Origin of the sequence: Microbacterium sp. NPDC057741, assembly GCF_042798735.1 — a bacterium.
GTDB lineage: Bacteria > Actinomycetota > Actinomycetes > Actinomycetales > Microbacteriaceae > Microbacterium.
Genome location: NZ_JBHVJW010000004.1, coordinates 280,182 through 294,892, shown reverse-complemented (window position 1 = coordinate 294,892; position 14,711 = coordinate 280,182). Strand labels below are relative to the sequence as shown.

Annotated in this window: 19 protein-coding genes; 10 read left to right on the top strand and 9 right to left on the bottom strand. The window is 70.5% G+C overall.

Annotated features, from left to right (window positions below):
• The first annotated feature begins 17 nt into the window (after positions 1 to 17).
• The 6 genes from ACFVDO_RS14685 (at position 18) to ACFVDO_RS14660 (ending at position 4,639) form a co-directional block, all read left to right on the top strand.
• Entirely contained in the window at positions 18 to 536 is a 519-nt protein-coding gene (locus ACFVDO_RS14685; protein ID WP_378858748.1) for a hypothetical protein, read from the top strand.
• Between the two features lie 3 nt (positions 537 to 539).
• The gene (locus ACFVDO_RS14680; protein ID WP_378858749.1) at positions 540 to 1,574 is read left to right on the top strand and encodes an FUSC family protein; all 1,035 of its coding nucleotides are present in this window, start codon (positions 540 to 542) and stop codon (positions 1,572 to 1,574) included.
• Positions 1,575 to 1,661: 87 nt separating this feature from the next.
• Positions 1,662 to 2,339: a hypothetical protein gene (locus tag ACFVDO_RS14675; protein ID WP_378858750.1), complete on the top strand. Its 678-nt coding sequence runs from the start codon at positions 1,662 to 1,664 to the stop codon at positions 2,337 to 2,339.
• Between the two features lie 300 nt (positions 2,340 to 2,639).
• Positions 2,640 to 3,185, top strand: coding sequence for a GNAT family N-acetyltransferase (locus tag ACFVDO_RS14670; protein ID WP_378858751.1), 546 nt, complete (start codon positions 2,640 to 2,642; stop codon positions 3,183 to 3,185).
• A gap of 10 nt (positions 3,186 to 3,195) precedes the next feature.
• On the top strand, positions 3,196 to 3,702 hold the full coding sequence (locus tag ACFVDO_RS14665) for an AAA family ATPase (protein WP_378858752.1): 507 nt from the start codon (positions 3,196 to 3,198) through the stop codon (positions 3,700 to 3,702).
• Positions 3,703 to 3,715: 13 nt separating this feature from the next.
• On the top strand, positions 3,716 to 4,639 hold the full coding sequence (locus ACFVDO_RS14660) for an aminoglycoside phosphotransferase family protein (protein WP_378858753.1): 924 nt from the start codon (positions 3,716 to 3,718) through the stop codon (positions 4,637 to 4,639).
• Between the two features lie 24 nt (positions 4,640 to 4,663).
• Here ACFVDO_RS14660 and ACFVDO_RS14655 read toward each other — a convergent pair whose 3' ends face one another.
• The 9 genes from ACFVDO_RS14655 to ACFVDO_RS14615 all read right to left on the bottom strand — a co-directional run bounded on the left by ACFVDO_RS14655 (position 4,664) and on the right by ACFVDO_RS14615 (position 12,743).
• The gene (locus tag ACFVDO_RS14655; protein WP_378858754.1) at positions 4,664 to 5,500 is read right to left on the bottom strand and encodes a hypothetical protein; all 837 of its coding nucleotides are present in this window, start codon (positions 5,498 to 5,500) and stop codon (positions 4,664 to 4,666) included.
• 40 nt (positions 5,501 to 5,540) lie between these two features.
• A complete protein-coding gene (gene panB / locus ACFVDO_RS14650) occupies positions 5,541 to 6,413 on the bottom strand; it encodes a 3-methyl-2-oxobutanoate hydroxymethyltransferase (RefSeq protein WP_378858755.1) in 873 nt (290 codons plus the stop codon).
• A complete protein-coding gene (panD, locus tag ACFVDO_RS14645; RefSeq protein ID WP_378858756.1) occupies positions 6,410 to 6,802 on the bottom strand; it encodes an aspartate 1-decarboxylase in 393 nt (130 codons plus the stop codon). Before panD ends, panB begins: the two co-directional genes overlap by 4 nt.
• Positions 6,802 to 7,653 carry a pantoate--beta-alanine ligase gene (gene panC / locus ACFVDO_RS14640; protein ID WP_378858757.1) on the bottom strand — a complete coding sequence of 284 codons (852 nt, stop codon included), beginning with the start codon at positions 7,651 to 7,653 and terminating at the stop codon, positions 6,802 to 6,804. The genes panD and panC overlap by 1 nt, the downstream gene beginning before the upstream one ends.
• Entirely contained in the window at positions 7,650 to 8,606 is a 957-nt protein-coding gene (locus ACFVDO_RS14635) for a DUF2520 domain-containing protein (RefSeq protein ID WP_378886869.1), read from the bottom strand. Before ACFVDO_RS14635 ends, panC begins: the two co-directional genes overlap by 4 nt.
• A 128-nt stretch (positions 8,607 to 8,734) precedes the next feature.
• On the bottom strand, positions 8,735 to 10,495 hold the full coding sequence (locus tag ACFVDO_RS14630; RefSeq protein WP_378859939.1) for an ABC1 kinase family protein: 1,761 nt from the start codon (positions 10,493 to 10,495) through the stop codon (positions 8,735 to 8,737).
• Positions 10,496 to 10,506: 11 nt separating this feature from the next.
• Positions 10,507 to 11,079: a PadR family transcriptional regulator gene (locus ACFVDO_RS14625; RefSeq protein WP_378859940.1), complete on the bottom strand. Its 573-nt coding sequence runs from the start codon at positions 11,077 to 11,079 to the stop codon at positions 10,507 to 10,509.
• Between the two features lie 74 nt (positions 11,080 to 11,153).
• Positions 11,154 to 12,350, bottom strand: coding sequence for an MFS transporter (locus tag ACFVDO_RS14620; RefSeq protein ID WP_378859941.1), 1,197 nt, complete (start codon positions 12,348 to 12,350; stop codon positions 11,154 to 11,156).
• 33 nt (positions 12,351 to 12,383) lie between these two features.
• Positions 12,384 to 12,743: a MerR family transcriptional regulator gene (locus ACFVDO_RS14615; RefSeq protein ID WP_378859942.1), complete on the bottom strand. Its 360-nt coding sequence runs from the start codon at positions 12,741 to 12,743 to the stop codon at positions 12,384 to 12,386.
• A 56-nt stretch (positions 12,744 to 12,799) separates the two neighbouring features.
• Here ACFVDO_RS14615 and ACFVDO_RS14610 point away from each other — a divergent pair, with 56 nt between their 5' ends.
• From ACFVDO_RS14610 to ACFVDO_RS14595, 4 genes are all read left to right on the top strand, one after another.
• On the top strand, positions 12,800 to 13,693 hold the full coding sequence (locus tag ACFVDO_RS14610) for an aldo/keto reductase (protein WP_378859943.1): 894 nt from the start codon (positions 12,800 to 12,802) through the stop codon (positions 13,691 to 13,693).
• 34 nt (positions 13,694 to 13,727) lie between these two features.
• Entirely contained in the window at positions 13,728 to 14,024 is a 297-nt protein-coding gene (locus ACFVDO_RS14605) for a DUF503 domain-containing protein (RefSeq protein ID WP_378859944.1), read from the top strand.
• 62 nt (positions 14,025 to 14,086) lie between these two features.
• Positions 14,087 to 14,320, top strand: a complete 234-nt coding sequence (locus ACFVDO_RS14600; RefSeq protein WP_378859945.1) for a hypothetical protein — start codon at positions 14,087 to 14,089, stop codon at positions 14,318 to 14,320.
• Entirely contained in the window at positions 14,317 to 14,709 is a 393-nt protein-coding gene (locus ACFVDO_RS14595; RefSeq protein WP_378859946.1) for a type II toxin-antitoxin system VapC family toxin, read from the top strand. The genes ACFVDO_RS14600 and ACFVDO_RS14595 overlap by 4 nt, the downstream gene beginning before the upstream one ends.
• Positions 14,710 to 14,711 lie beyond the last annotated feature (2 nt).

Here is a 14,711-nt window from a genome sequence, read left to right as displayed (position 1 = left end):
TCGGCAAGGATGGATGCATGCAGGTGGTCTTCGATGGATCGGTCTGGACGTCGTACGCCCAGGCGGCCCTGACCACCGGCGAGCTGGAGCCGCCGCTGCCCGACGACGCCTTCCGCGGCCAGAGCAACGGCCTCTGCGGCGCCGCCGTCGACGGGACGCTCTTCCTCATCACCGGCACGCACACCGGTCAGGTGCCGATCCGGGTGAGCCTTCACGATGAAGCACCCGACCTCGGCGACTGGGAGGAGATCGTCGAGGCCAGTCTGCTCCCGGCATCCGGTACCGCCGCGCTCGCGGGGTGGGCCGAGAACCCGGCCGTGCGCTTCGCCGTCCCCGAGCCGAGCTATCGCGCGCGCTGGAATGCGACCGGAATGGATGCCGGGCATCAGCAGGATGTCGCCGACGAGGCCGACCCGGCACCCGACTCGTACGAGCTGATGCTGTGGCCCGCACCGGCCGCGCCCGACGCGATCCTTCGGCGCACCTCGGCGCAGGCGTCGTACTGGCACGACCAGGGCTTCAAGAAGTTCGGCTGACGGGTGGCAGAGTCTCGCGGGCGGGTGTGGACGGGCGTCATTCGGGTGGCCCCGTCTCGCGGTGACCACCGCGTCGCGCTGCGGGCCGCCGTCAGTGTCGGCGTGCCGCTGCTGATCCTGTGGGCGATCGGGCGGCTCGACCTGAGCATCTACGCCAGCTTCGGCGCCTTCGCGGCGCTCTACGGACGCACCGACGGCTTCGGAGATCGTCTGCGCATGCAGGCGGGCGCCGGAGGCGTCCTGATCCTGGCGATGCTCGCCGGCACCGGATTGTCCTTGTCTGGAGCACCATCGCTGGTGTCGGTGGTCTCGGTCGCCGCGGTCGCGTCGGTGGTCACGCTGCTCGCCTACGTGATGCGGTGGCATCCGCCGGGAGGACTGTTCGCGGTGTTCGCGATCGGAGCGACCGCCAGCATCCCCGCATCCGGTGTCTCGTTCGCGAACGTGCTCGTCGTGGGAGTCGGGAGCGTGCTCTTCTCGCTGCTGGTGACCGCGACGCTCGCGGCGGCCGGCGTGCGGCGCCTTCCCGCGATCGAGATCACCCGAACCCGGCAGCCGATCGGCGACGTGGCCTGGGAGATGGCGGTCACGGTCGGTGCCGCCACGCTGCTCGGCGGCGTGCTCGGGCTGCTGCTGGTGGGATCGCACTGGTACTGGGCGATGGTGGGAGCGGCCGCGGCGGTCAGCGGCGCGCACCTCACGGCCCGGGTGATCCGGGGACTCCAGCGCCTGGTCGGCACGCTGCTCGGCGTGCTGGTCGCGGCCGGCATCCTCGCCCTGCACCTGCCTCCGCTGGCCGTCATCCTGATCGCGATCGCCTTCCAGGCCTGCGCGGAGATGTTCGTGGGCCGCAACTACGGCATCGCCATGGTCTTCATCACGCCGCTCGCGCTGCTCATGGTCGAACTCGCCGCTCCGACCTCACCCGACGTGCTGCTGCGGGACCGGATGCTGGAGACCGTGATCGGCGTGGCCGCGGGAACCCTGATCGCCGTCATCTCGGCGGCTGTTCGTCGCCAGCAGGTTGCACGCGGCTGAGCCGCGGCGATCCACTCCGAGGGTCGGCGTCGCTCCGAACCGATGCCGCGGTCGACCGCGTCGGCGCCGGTCCCCCAGACTGGGGAGATGGATGCCACGCTCGCCGCGCTCCCGGAGGACGCCGACCACCGCTCTGCCGAGCGCGCCTTCACGGATGCCGGATGGACGCGGGCCGGCGCCGGGGACTGGGCCATCGCGCTGCGCGCGCCGGACGGGTCGGCGGCGGTGCGGATCAGTCCCTTCGATCCGACCGGGCCGTACTCGGCGGAGCTGTACCGCGCGGCCGCGCGCACCCGGCTGGTCCCGGAGCTGTTCGCGCATCGGCGGCTGACCGGCGGTGGAGACCTGCAGCTGATGGAGTGGTTGACTCCGGTGGATGAGTCGGATGCGCACGCCTTCCACGGGTTGATCGCCGATCGTGACGAGGCCGTGGCCGAGCTGGTGGACATCATCGACGGCGTCCACGCCAGGGCGCTGCGCGAGCTGCCCTGGTGCGGCCCACTCGACACGAACCCGTCGAACGTCATGCGCGGGGCCGACGGGCGGCTCGTCGTGACCGACCTGTTCTACGCCGACGGACCGGCGCTGTACGCGACGGCGGGCAGCGATCCGGATCTGCTCGTCTCCCGCATCCCGGAGCCGGAGCGACGCTTCCTCACGGAGATCCCGCTCGCGGCATCCGGTCCATGGCCTGAGGAGTCGCGCGAGGAGATGCGCCGCGGCATCGCGGCGGCGGATGCCCGTGCCGCGCAGTCCGGGTCCTGAGCGCCCTTCGTCACTTCGTCTCGCTCCGCTCGCTCAGTACGGCGCTCGTCGCTGCGCTCCTCGCTCAGGATCCGCGAAGCGGCAGTCCGGGTCCTGAGCGAGCGAAGCGAGACGAAGGACGCCCAGCGCCTCGGAAGGTCCGCCATTCCGGGTCCTGAGCGCCCTTCGTCTCGTCGCTGCGCTCCTCGCTCAGGATCCGCGAAGCGAGACGAAGGACGCCCAGCATGTCGCGACGCTGCATCCCCGCTCCTTCGTCGCTCCGCGGGCGACCCCGCAGCCCGCGTCGCCCATACTGATGGAGTGAGGCTCGAGGTCCCGACGATCCGCGGCGATGCCGTGACGCTCCGCCCGTTCCGGGTGGACGATGTCGACGCCGTGCTCGACGCGTCCTCCGACCCGCTGATCCCCCTCGTCACGACCGTGCCCGCCATCGCCGACCCTGCGCTGGCCGCCGCATTCATCGAGAGGCAGCACGAGCGCGCGGCATCCGGCGCCGGGTATTCGTTCGCGATCGAGGCGGATGCCGCCTGCGTCGGTCAGATCGGACTCTGGTTGCGCGACGTGGACAGGGGGCGCGCGACGATCGGCTACTGGATCAGGCCGAGCAGCAGGCGCCGCGGCCACGCCTCGGCGGCCCTACAGACCCTCACGAAGTGGGCGTTCGAGACACTCGACGTCCCGCGCCTGCAGCTGTACGTCGACCCCGACAACACGGGTTCGTGGCTGACCGCCGAGAAGTGCGGCTTCGAGCGAGAGGGCCTGCTGCGGTCGTGGGAACGGGTCGGCGACGACCGCCGCGACATGTATTCGTACGGGTTGACTCGGGATGTCGGCGGTGAGGCGTAGCCTCGGCCGGGTGTCAGGAGACGAGATGCGCCGGCCGCGGGTCGTGATGATGTGCGGACCCGGTGGTGCCGGCAAGACCACCCATGCCAAGGGCCTTGAGCGCGAGGGCTGGATCCGCCTGTCGTTCGAGGTGGAGTTCTGGGACCGCGGGATCACGACGATGCCCTCCGCCGAGGTCGTCGCCGAAGTGGCCGCGGAGCTGAAGGACCGGCTGCTGCGCCATGTCGAAGCAGGGGACGATGTCGTGCTCGACTTCGGGTTCTGGTTCCGGCGACAGCGCGATGAGTACCGCGCACTGCTCGCACCGCGGGGTATCGTGCCGGCGACGGTCTACATCGCGACGCCGCTCGAGACCATCCTGAGCCGGGTCGGCGACCGGCACGGCAGGCAGGCGGACGACTGGCCGCTCACCGCACAGACGGCGAGGGAGTACTTCGAACGGTTCGAACCGCCGACTCCCGAGGAGGGACCGCTCGAAGTGGTCGGCTGCGCACCGCTCGGCGACACAGCCCTGTGATGGACTGTCACGCATGGGTTCGGAACAGCAGTTCGTCATTCCCGCGGAGGTCATCGGCGGCTTCGATTCCGGAGATGACACGACCCGAGAATGGCTGCGACTGCTGCCGTCGGTCGCCCGCGACCTTCTTCAGAAGTGGGATCTTCGCCCGGACGGTATGGTCCGGGCCGGCGAAGCGGGAGTCCTCGTGCCGGTGCGGCGCGCCGACGGGACGCCGGCCGCGCTGAAGCTGCAGCCGCCGAAACCGGAGACGAGCGCCGCGATCCTCGGCCTCATCGCCTGGAGCGGCCGGGGCACGGTTCTGCTCTTGGACAGCGACACCGATGCGGGCGGGATGCTGCTCGAACGGCTCCACGAGGATCGCAGTCTCGAAGCGGTCGATGACGACGACGATGCGGTTCACGTGGTCGGCGGCCTCCTCACCCGCCTGCACGACGCGCCCGCACCGGACGGACTCCCCCGGCTCGGCGCGATCGTCGCACAGATGATCGGTGACGCTCCTGCAGCGATGCGGGTTCTCGAAGCCGACGATCGGTCGCGCATGGATCGATGGGCCCGCCAGGTCGCCGAGGTGGAGACCGAGGCCGGTGATCGCCTCCTGCACTGGGATCTGCACTACGGCAATGTGCTCTCAGCCGACCGTGAACCCTGGCTCGCGATCGACCCGGAGCCTCTCGTCGGGCATCCCGCGTTCGACCTCTGGCCCGCTCTGGACAGCGAGTGGAGCACCGACCACTCCGTCTCGGACGCGCCCCGCATCGTGCGGCGGCGCTTCGACATCCTCACCGAGATGCTCGCCCTCGACCGCCACCACGCGGCCGCATGGACGGCGGCACGGCTGCTGCAGAACGCGCTCTGGGACATCGAGGACGGGCATCACGTCATCAGCGCATTGGCGAAGACCGTGGACGACGCCCTCGCATCGTTCAGCGGATAGGCCACGTCCCGCGACTCCCTGCGTTCAGACGCGGCGCAGCCGTTCCGCGCGACTGTCGTCGACGCCGCCGCGCCACCCGGACAGCGGCGGGGTGATGTCCGACCGGGGCCCGCCGGACCATGCCTCTTCGACCTCTCGGCGGGAGACGAATCTGTCCCAGCTGGGCGCGAGCGTGCTGGGCAGCACCCCGATCTCTGCGAGACCGATGAGGATGCCGTAACGCTGATACTTGTCGGTGCCAGGCACGATCCTGGCGCGGGCCACCGCCTTCTCCAACGCACTCGCAGTCGTCCCCGCGGGCTGTGCGGCCACCACCTCCAGCAGTGCCCCCATCCGTTCGCGATCATCCGCCGTCGGCGCAGGAAGCCCGGTCGCGGCCGCCGCCTCGAGATCGGGCAGGTACTTGTACGGCTGCTCGTTCCACGCCCATCCGAGCGCGATGCGCAGGAGCACCTCGGTCGTATCGATGGCGAATGCGTCTCCGTCGCGGGGCTCCAGACCGCAGTCCGGCAGGCCCGCGCCTGCGGCGACGGCGGCCGGCAGATGGCGGGCCCACCCGAACGAGATCGCGATCTGACGGCCGGACGGCGCACTGCCGAGCCCCGCCACGAACGCTCCCAGCACGGCCTCCTCGTCGAGCGCGGATGCCGCGGCGACCGACCTCTCGAAGATCTCGACCGGGGCGAAGCGCTCGACGGCGTGGATCGGCCATCCCGAGGACTCAGCGACGTCCACGTCATCCGCATCGAGTGTCGGCTCGGCGCCGGCCACCCCGCCGGTGCGGGTGAAGCGGTAGCCGTACAACCGCATCAGGCTGTCGAGTTCATCTCCGCGAGGAATGCGGCGCGGTGCAGTGGTCACGCCTCCAGGCTAGATGCGATGGGTGGCGGCCGAGACGCGATCAGGCCCGATCGATGAGCAGCTGCTCCAGCCGCGCGACCTCGTCGGCCGGCATCCCATACGTGTGCTCCACCGCGGGGTACGCCCGTGAGCGGACCTCGTCGGCATACGCCCGCACCCCGTCGATCGCGGCGCCGCGCAGCTCGGCGTAGCGCTTCACGAACTTCGCCTGCGGGCCGTCTGACAGGCCGAGCAGGTCGTGGAACACGAGCACCTGGCCGTCGGCATCCGCTCCGGCGCCGATGCCGATCGTGGGGACGCGCAGCAGCGGCCGCAGCGCCCGCGTGATCTCGGCGGGCACCGCCTCGAGCACGATGAGCGAGCATCCGGCATCCTGCAGGGCGAGAGCATCGTCGATCACGGCCAGCGCGCCCTCGGCAGTGCGGCCCTGCGCACGGTAGCCGCCGAGCGCGGTCGCGGTCTGCGGCGTCAGTCCGACGTGCCCGACCACCGGGATGCCCGAGGCGACGATCGCCCGCGCGCGGTCGACGGTGGTGCCGCCGCGCTCGATCTTCACCAGGTCGACCCCGGCCTCCTTCACGAAGCGCTGCGCGGTCTCGATCGCAAGGGCATCGGATGCCTCGTACGATCCGAACGGCAGGTCGCCGACGAGCAGGGCACGAGACAGCCCGCGCCGCACCGCGCGCGTGAGCATCAGCATCTCGTCGATCGTGACCGGCACAGTGCTGTCGTAGCCGAGCACGGTCATCGCTCCGGAGTCGCCGACCAGCACCATGTCGACGCCGGCCTCGTCGGCGATCTGTGCGCCGGGGTGGTCGTAGGCGGTGACCATGACGATCGGGTCACCGGCATCCTTCTTCGCCGCGAGGTCGCCGAGCGTCAGCCGGCGGCTCGCGGCGGGCGCGGCACTCATGCCGCCACGTCCGTCAGCAGCGCGTCCACGACGTCGTCGACGCGGATGATCCGGTTACCGCGGTCCACGTGTACGACGGTCGGCTCGTACTCCGCGAGGTCCTTGCGGGAGTACTCCGCATAGGAGATGACGATGATGGTGTCGCCCGCGTGCACGAGCCGCGCGGCGGCGCCGTTGACCTGCATCGCGCCGGAGCCGCGCTCGCCCGCGATCGTGTACGTGACGAAGCGCGACCCGTTGTCCACGTCGACGACGTGCACCTGCTCGTGCGGCAGGATATCGGCGGCCTCAAGCAGGGTGGGGTCGATCGTGATCGAGCCCACGTAGTTCAGGTCGCTGCCGGTGACCGTCGCGCGGTGGATCTTGGACTTCAGCATGGTGCGTCGCATCACGCGCCGCCTTTCAGGATGTGGTTGTCGATCAGGCGCGCGGATCCGACCTTGGCGGCGACGGCCAGCAGGGCCTCGCCGTCGAGCCGGTCGACCTCTCGCAGGTCGTCGTTGTCGCGCAGTTCCAGATAGTCGGGACGGATGCCGGCATCCGCCAGCACGCGGGATGCCGCGGAGACGAGCGTCGCGCCATCGCGCTCCCCCGCGTCGGCGAGAGCGGATGCCGCATCGAGAGCTCTGTTCAAGGCAGTGGCCCGCCGCCGGGCATCCGCGTCGAGGTAGACGTTGCGCGAGCTCATCGCGAGTCCGTCCGCCTCGCGGACGATCGGGCACGCCTCGATGCGCACGTCGAGGTTCAGGTCGCGCACCAGGCGGCGTACGACGAGCACCTGCTGCGCGTCCTTCTGACCGAAGTAGGCGACGTCGGGCCGCACGATGCCGAACAGCTTCGTGACGACGGTCGCGACGCCGTCAAAGTGGTGCGCGCCACGGCTCGCGCCGTCGAGCACGTCGGTGACGCCCGAGATGTGGATGCTGGTCGCGAATCCGTCGGGATAGATCTCCGCGCCATCCGGGGCGAAGAGGATATCGATGCCCTCGGCCTCGGCCATCGCCGCGTCGCCGGCCTCATCGCGCGGGTAGGAACCGAGGTCCTCGTTCGCGCCGAACTGCGTCGGGTTCACGAACAGCGAGACGACGACGAGGCCGTTGTCCTGGCGGGCCCGGCGCATGAGCGAGAGGTGACCCTCGTGGAACGCGCCCATGGTCGGGACCAGCCCGACGGATGCTCCGTCACTGCGGGCGTCGGCGACCGCGGCGCGCAGCTCGGCGATGGTGCGGATGATCCTCATGCGGTGGTGCCTTCCTCGGGTCCTGAGCGAGCGGAGCCCTCGCCCCCGGGTCCTGAGCGAGCGGAGCCCTTGCCCTCGGGTCCTGAGCGAGCGGAGCGAGACGAAGGACGCTCAGTCTCAGACCCTTCGTCTCGCTCCGCTCGCTCAGGGTGCGGGGCAGGGTGCGGGGCGGAGCCCGCCCCCACGGGGCGCGGGGTGAAGTTCGCTCGCTTAGTCTCAGACCCATCGTCTCGCTTCGCTCGCTCAGGGTGCGGGGCGGCCAGCGCACGGGTGGCGTCCGCAAGCTCGTCGAAGAGCGGGACGAGCTCGGGCCGGAGCGCCGCGCGCTGGCGAGCGACCGTGGCCTCGTCGCCACGGACGATCGGGCCGGTCAGAGCGGACGCCGCACCCTGCGACACCCAGTTGTCGACGGTGCGGCGCACCAGCGGGGCGAGCAGTTCACGCGCATCCTCGACCCCGGCATCCCGCGCGAGCTGCTCCGCGGCATCCAGCACGGTGAGCACGAAGTTCGACGCGAACGATGCCGCCGCGTGATAGCCCGCGCGGTCGTCGACTTCGAAGGGCCGCGCCCCGAGTCGCTCGGCGAGAGATGTCGCGACGGCCAGGGCCTCGGGCGTCCGCCCGGCGACGGCAGCGCCGATGCCGTGGAATGCCTCCGGCCCCTCAGACCCGGTGAAGGTCTGCAGCGGATGCAGGCTGAAGTCGACATCGTCCAGGCCCGTCGCTCCCGAGACATGGCCCACCAGACCGGCATCCATTCCGGTCGCGACTTCAGCGATCGCGGCATCCGGAACGCACAGCAGCACGAGGTCGCTCGCGGGCGCCTTCTCGCCGCGGCGCAGCGGCCCGTGCACGGTCAGTCCCGTCGCGCGCAGCGCGCCGACGAGCACGCCGCCGAGGCGTCCGGCACCGATGACGGCGACGGTCGGAGAGGGTTCGGGAGAGGTGCGCATGGCGCGTTGAGTATGACGCCGAAGGCCCGTCCCGTGCAAATTCAGAGATCAGATTGCCCGATGTAATCGGATCAGATCACGCAGTTAACTCAATGAATACGAAATCAAGCGTGCAGATCGCTCCCGCGCTATCTCCCGCCGCCACCGAACACACCCGCGGCCAGCGCATACAGCAGGGGCACGGCCGACACTCCCATCAGCACTCCACCCCAGGCCGCGCTCGTCGGCAGCAGCAGGATGCCACCGATCAGCAGTCCGGCGAAGAGCACTGCTCCGACCGCCCGGCGCACAAGCAGTTCGAGACGTCCCATCCGGCGCTCCAGCCGACTCAGGTCGAAGGTCAGACTGCCCTGTTCGAGCCTGGTGATCGCGGAGTCGATGCGTGCCGGCATCCGCCACAGCACGGCCGCGTTCTCGAGCGTCTGCTTGGCGAAGTCCTGCACGACATTGCCGCTCTCCTCGCGCAGCAGGCGCTTGGCGTAGGGCTCGACCGCGTCCCACACGTTGAAGGCGGGGTCGAGTCCGCTGCACATGCCCGAGGTCAGCGAGACCGCGCGGAACAGCATGAGCAGCCCCTCGGGCAGCTGGAACGGCATGGTGCGCATCACCTCGCCGAACTCGACGGCGAAGCCCTGCAGCTCCTGCGGGTCGACGTCGCGCAGCTCGGCGAAGCCCATGCCGCCGAAGCGCGAGAACAGCGTGGTGAGGGCGCGCTCGAGCTCGGCGTTCTGCGCCGAGGGCAGCAGCACACCCATGTCCTGCGCGGCGGCGACGAGCTTCTTGCCGTCGCGCGCGGCGACGGCGATCACGAGCGCCCGCAGGCCGTCGCGGATGCCGGGGGGCACCTCGCCCATCATCCCGAAATCCACGAACGTGAGCCGCCAGCCGGGCCCGTCCCCTCCCTGCTCCGGTCTCACTCCTTGTGGGTGTTCATTGGCGTAACCCGCATCCGTTGAGACCGGAGCTCCGGGGGCTCCAGCACGCAGGGGCGTCACGAAGACGTTGCCGGGGTGCGGGTCGGCGTGAAAGAAGCCGTGCGTGAAGAACTGGTCGAACATCACGTCGGCGAACACGCGCGCGACCTCGGCAGGGTCGATGCCGGCGGCGCGCAGCGCGTCCGTGTCGTTGATCTTGATCGCGGTGACGTCGGCGAGCGTGAGCACCCGACGGGTCGTCCGCTCCCAGGCGACCGCGGGCGCAGCGACCCGCGGGTCGCCGTCGAAGTCGGCCGCGAACCGCTCGCCGTTGGCGGCCTCGTGCAGGTAGTCGACCTCTTCGAGACTGGTACGGGCGAACTCCTCGACGAGCGCCGGGGCGTCGACGCGCTCGCGCACGATGCGGATGCGGCGCAGCCATCCACCCACCTTCCGCAGCGCGGCGAGGTCGGTGTCGATGATGCCGTCGATGCCCGGGCGCTGCACCTTCACGACGACGTCGGCGAAGCCGGCATCCTGCGCTGCGGCGGGCGAGAGCCGCGCGCGATGCACCTGGCCGAGGGATGCCGCGGCGACCGGCGTCTCGTTGAACCGCTCGTACGCGAGAGCGAGGGTGGTGCCGAGCTCGGCCTCGGCGAGCGCGCGGATGTCGGGGAACGGCACCGCCGGCACCTCGTCCTGCAGACCGGCGAGCTCCTGCGTGACCTCGGGCGGCAGCACGTCGAGGCGCGACGAGAGGAACTGCCCGACCTTGATCATCAGGCCGCCCAACTCGACCGCCAGGTCGTGGAAGCGCCGCGCGATGCGCAGCATCCGCGTCTCGCGCGTGCGATCCGCGGTTCCCGAGAACCCGATGCGCGGCAGCACGAGTTCGTACCACCACACCTGCACGAGCACGCGGGAGGCGAAGGCCAGGATGCGTCGGTAGCGACGGCGATGCGCCGACTGCGCCATGCGGGCTCCGATCAGTCGGCGGCGAGAATCGCGTACAGCTTACGTCGGGCATCCTCCAGGACGGCGACCGCCTGCTGCACCTGCTCGGGCGAGCCGGTGCGGCCCACCTGCGCGGCTGCCGCGGCGAGCTCCATGCCCGCCTTGGGCAGCGCGGCCAGGTGCGCGCCGGGGCGGGAGGCGGATGCCTCCCACGGTGCCTGCTTGTCCTCAGCAGTGGCCTCGCGACCGGCCTCGGTCAGCGAGTACGTCTTGCGGCCGTTGTCTTCGACCGCCTCGATGAGGCCCTCGTCGGCGAGCAGCTGCAGCGTGGGATAGACCGAACCGGCGCTCGGCTTCCAGGTGCCGCCGCTGCGCTCGGAGATCTCGTTGATGATCTGGTAGCCGTGCATGGGCTGCTCGGCGAGCAGCGCGAGCACGGCGGCGCGCACGTCACCGCGGCCCATGCGCGGGGTGGGGACTCGCTGCTCGAAGGCGTTGCGGAGCTGGTCCATGGCCTCCCAGATCGCGCCGCCAGGGCCGCCGCGGCCGCCAGAGCCGAAGTCGAAGGGGTTTCCGAACCCGTTGGAAGAGAACGAACCGTTCATGATGGCCTCCTCGGTTCTGCCTGAACGATGGTTAACGATATATCGGTAACCATCGTTCGGGAAGAGGTTCGCGGTCAGTTCTCAGGCTGCCGTCGCCCCTCGAGCACGCCCGCGAACAGGATCGCGACGAGGCCGGCGATCGGCACGACGAGCAGGCCGGCACGCAGGCCCGCGTTGTCGGCGATGAGGCCGACCAGCGGAGGGGCGAGCAGAAATCCGAGGCGCAGCAGCCACGACACGATCGTGAGGCCCGCGCCGTGCCGCAGGCCGGGCAGCGCGTCGGCCGCCTGCAGCGCCGCGGGGATGAGGGTGGCGACGCCGAACCCGGCGGCCATGAAGCCGACGATCGTGCCGGGCACCGTGGGGAACGCGAGCGCCAGCCCCATGCCGACCGCGACGATCGCGCCGCCCGCCCGAGCGATGGCGCGCTGCCCGAAGCGGTCGACGAGGCGGTCGCCGACGAGGCGTCCGACGAACTGCGCGCCGACAAGGGAGATGTAGCCGACGGCGGCGAGCGCCGCAGGCGCACCCAACGAGCTGCCGAGGTAGAGGGTGGCCCACGACATCCCGGCATCCTCGACGACGGCGCCGGCGATCGCGATGAGCACGAGAGCGAGCAGGACGAAGACGGTGCGGGCGCTGACGCGCGGCTTTTTGTCTGCCGCGGCGTGAGGCGCGTCGGGTGCCTCCCCCGCCTCGTCGCGGCCCGGCAGGCAGAGCCGGGCGGCGACGAGCGAGACGATCACGAAGATCACGGCCGAGATCGACAAGTGGATGCCGAGGGGCAGCCCGAGCGCGATCGCCGCGGCCGCCATCGCGCCGCCGAGCACCGCGCCGGCCGACCAGATCGCGTGGAAGGAGTTGATGATCGAGCGGGCGTAGCCGCGCTGCACGCGCAGACTGTGCGCGTTCTGCGCGACGTCGGTGATCGAGTCGGCGGCTCCGCCGAGCAGCAGGGCGAGGGCGAAGAGCACGGCCGAGGGCGCGAGCCCGGCAGCGAGCAGACTCAGGCTGACGATGACCGTGCCGACCACCGCGACCTTCGCCGACCCGAAGCGCCGGACGAACATCGCGGCGGTGAGACCGGCGGCGATCGCCCCGGCGGGGAACGCGGCGATCGCGAGGCCGTAGGTGGCGGCATCCAATCCGAGAGCGGACTTGATCTCGGGATAGCGCGGCAGGATGTTGGCGAGCAGCGCACCGTTCGTGAGGAACAGCAGCGCCGTACCGACGCGGGCGCGACGCAGGGCGAGGGACGGGGAGGAAGGCATCCGTTCCACGCTACCGACGAGTATGCCCGCCGATCAGACCGCGACCAGCTCCTGCAGGCGGTTCAGGGTGCGGCGCTTGTCGTCGAGTTCGTCGATGCGCTGCTGAACGACGTCGAGGTGCGCGCGCAGGGCATCGGCGACGCAGGCGTGCAGGCGCGCGCCGTCGTCGACGAAGCACTCCACGACCTGGGCAACGGCGGCCAGCGGCATCCCGGCGTCGAGGAAGAGGCGGATGCGGCGCACGTCCTCAACAGTCGACGGCGCGAAGCGCCGGTGCCCTGCGGTGGTGCGTACGGCGGCGATGAGGTCGTGCTGCTCGTAGTGGCGCAGGGCGCGCACGCTCACTCCCGTGCGCACGGACAGCTCGCCGATGGTGATCGCGTCGTTCGACATGGATTCCTCCGCGGGACTTGCATCTGACACTGGTGTCAGCTCCTACCGTCGTGGGCATGAGCACTGAAACCATCACAACGCGAACCGCCGACGACTTCTTCCTGCTGGGCGGTGATCTGCCGGTGCGGCGGATCGGCCTGGGCACGATGCGCCTCACCGATGCCACCGGCGACCACTCCCGCACCGGCGCGCACATCTGGCGCGGAGCGGAGGATCCCACCGAGCAGATCGCGCTGCTGCGCGGCGCCGTGGAGGCGGGCGTGCAGCTCATCGACACGGCGGATGCCTACGCGCTGGGCGACAGCGAGGAACTGGTGGCGCGGGCGCTGCATCCCTACGCCGACGACGTGCTGATCGCGACGAAGGTCGGCAACGTGCGGCCCTCACCGACCGTGTGGGTGCCGCTCGGGCATCCGGCGTATCTGCAGCAGCAGGTGGAGTTGAGCCTGCGGCGCCTGCGACTGGACCGGATCGACCTGCTGCAGCTGCATCGGCTCGACCCGAACTTCCCGATCGCCGACCAGGTGGGCGCGCTCGCCGAGCTGCGCGATCAGGGCAAGATCCGACACATCGGGCTGTCGGAGGTGACGGTGGATCAGCTGGACGAGGCGCGGCGCACCGCGCCGATCGCCTCGGTGCAGAACCTGTACAACCTGTCGGCGCGCGGGCACGACGCGGTGATCGACCATGCGGATGCCGCGGGCATCGCGTTCCTGCCGTTCTTCCCGCTCGCGATCGGCGAGCTTTCGGCGCCGGGCGGGGCTGTCGCCGATGTGGCGGTTGAGATCGGCGCGGAGCCATCGCAGATGGCGCTGGGGTGGCTGCTGCGACGCTCGCCGAACGTGCTGCCGATTCCGGGGACGGGGTCGCTCGCGCACGCGGTGCAGAACCTGGGCGCGCTCGAGGTGGAACTGAGCGAGGAGCAGTTCCGGCGGATCTCGGAGGGGTGAGCCACGTGGCCTCGGTGCGTGCCAGACTGGCGGCGTGTGGATCGGGTGGATCGAGTTCGACGTCCTGCTCGGCGACGTGCAGTCGCTGAAGGAGAAGCGCAGCGTGATCCGTCCGATCATCGCCGAGCTGAGCCGCCGCACCGAGGCCTCCTGCGCCGAGGTCGGCGCGCAGGACCTGCACCGCCGCACCGAGATCGGCATCTCGGTGGTCGCCGCGCACGCGACGCACGTGCGCGACGTGCTCGATCAGGCCGAGCGGATGCTGGTGGAGAAGCATCCGGAGGTGACGGTGCTTTCGGCGCGGCGGGGGTTGCGGTCGAGCGGGGACTGACCCGCTACCCGGCAGCATCCAGCGTGCTTCTCAAGAAAAGAGGATGCATGCATACTGTAAGCATGCCGAACGTGCTGATCAGAGACCTCGACCCGGCGGTGCACTCCGTGCTGTCGGCACGGGCCGAGGCGCGCGGGCAGTCGCTGCAGCAGTATCTGACTGCCGAGCTGACTGAGATGGCGTCGAAGCCGACGCTGGCGGAGCTGTTCGCTGAGATCGAGGCGCGCGACCCCGGCCCGGCGATCTCGCGGGAAGACATTCTCAAGGCGATCCACGAGGGGCGCCAGGGTCGATGATCGTCGTCGACGCCTCCGTTCTCGTCGAGGCGCTCCCCGCCATGGGGGAGCCCAATGCGCTCCGAGACCGTCTGGCCCATGAGCAACTGACCGCGCCTGACGTCCTGCCCCTTGAAGTCGCGTCCGCTCTTCGAGGTCTGAATCGCGCCGCCAAGCTGCCCGATGCCAAGCTCGACGCCGCGGTGAGGGACCTGGCCCGCCTGCGCATCGGACTGCATCCGTCGATGCCGTTGATCCCGCGCATCATGACGCTGCGACAGAACTTCTCCGCCTACGACGCGAGCTACGTTGCGCTCGCAGAGCTGTTCGGATGCCCGCTGCTCACCTTCGACAAGCGGCTGGCGAAGGCTGCGAAGAAGCATTGCATGATCGAGATCGCGCTCGAGTGACC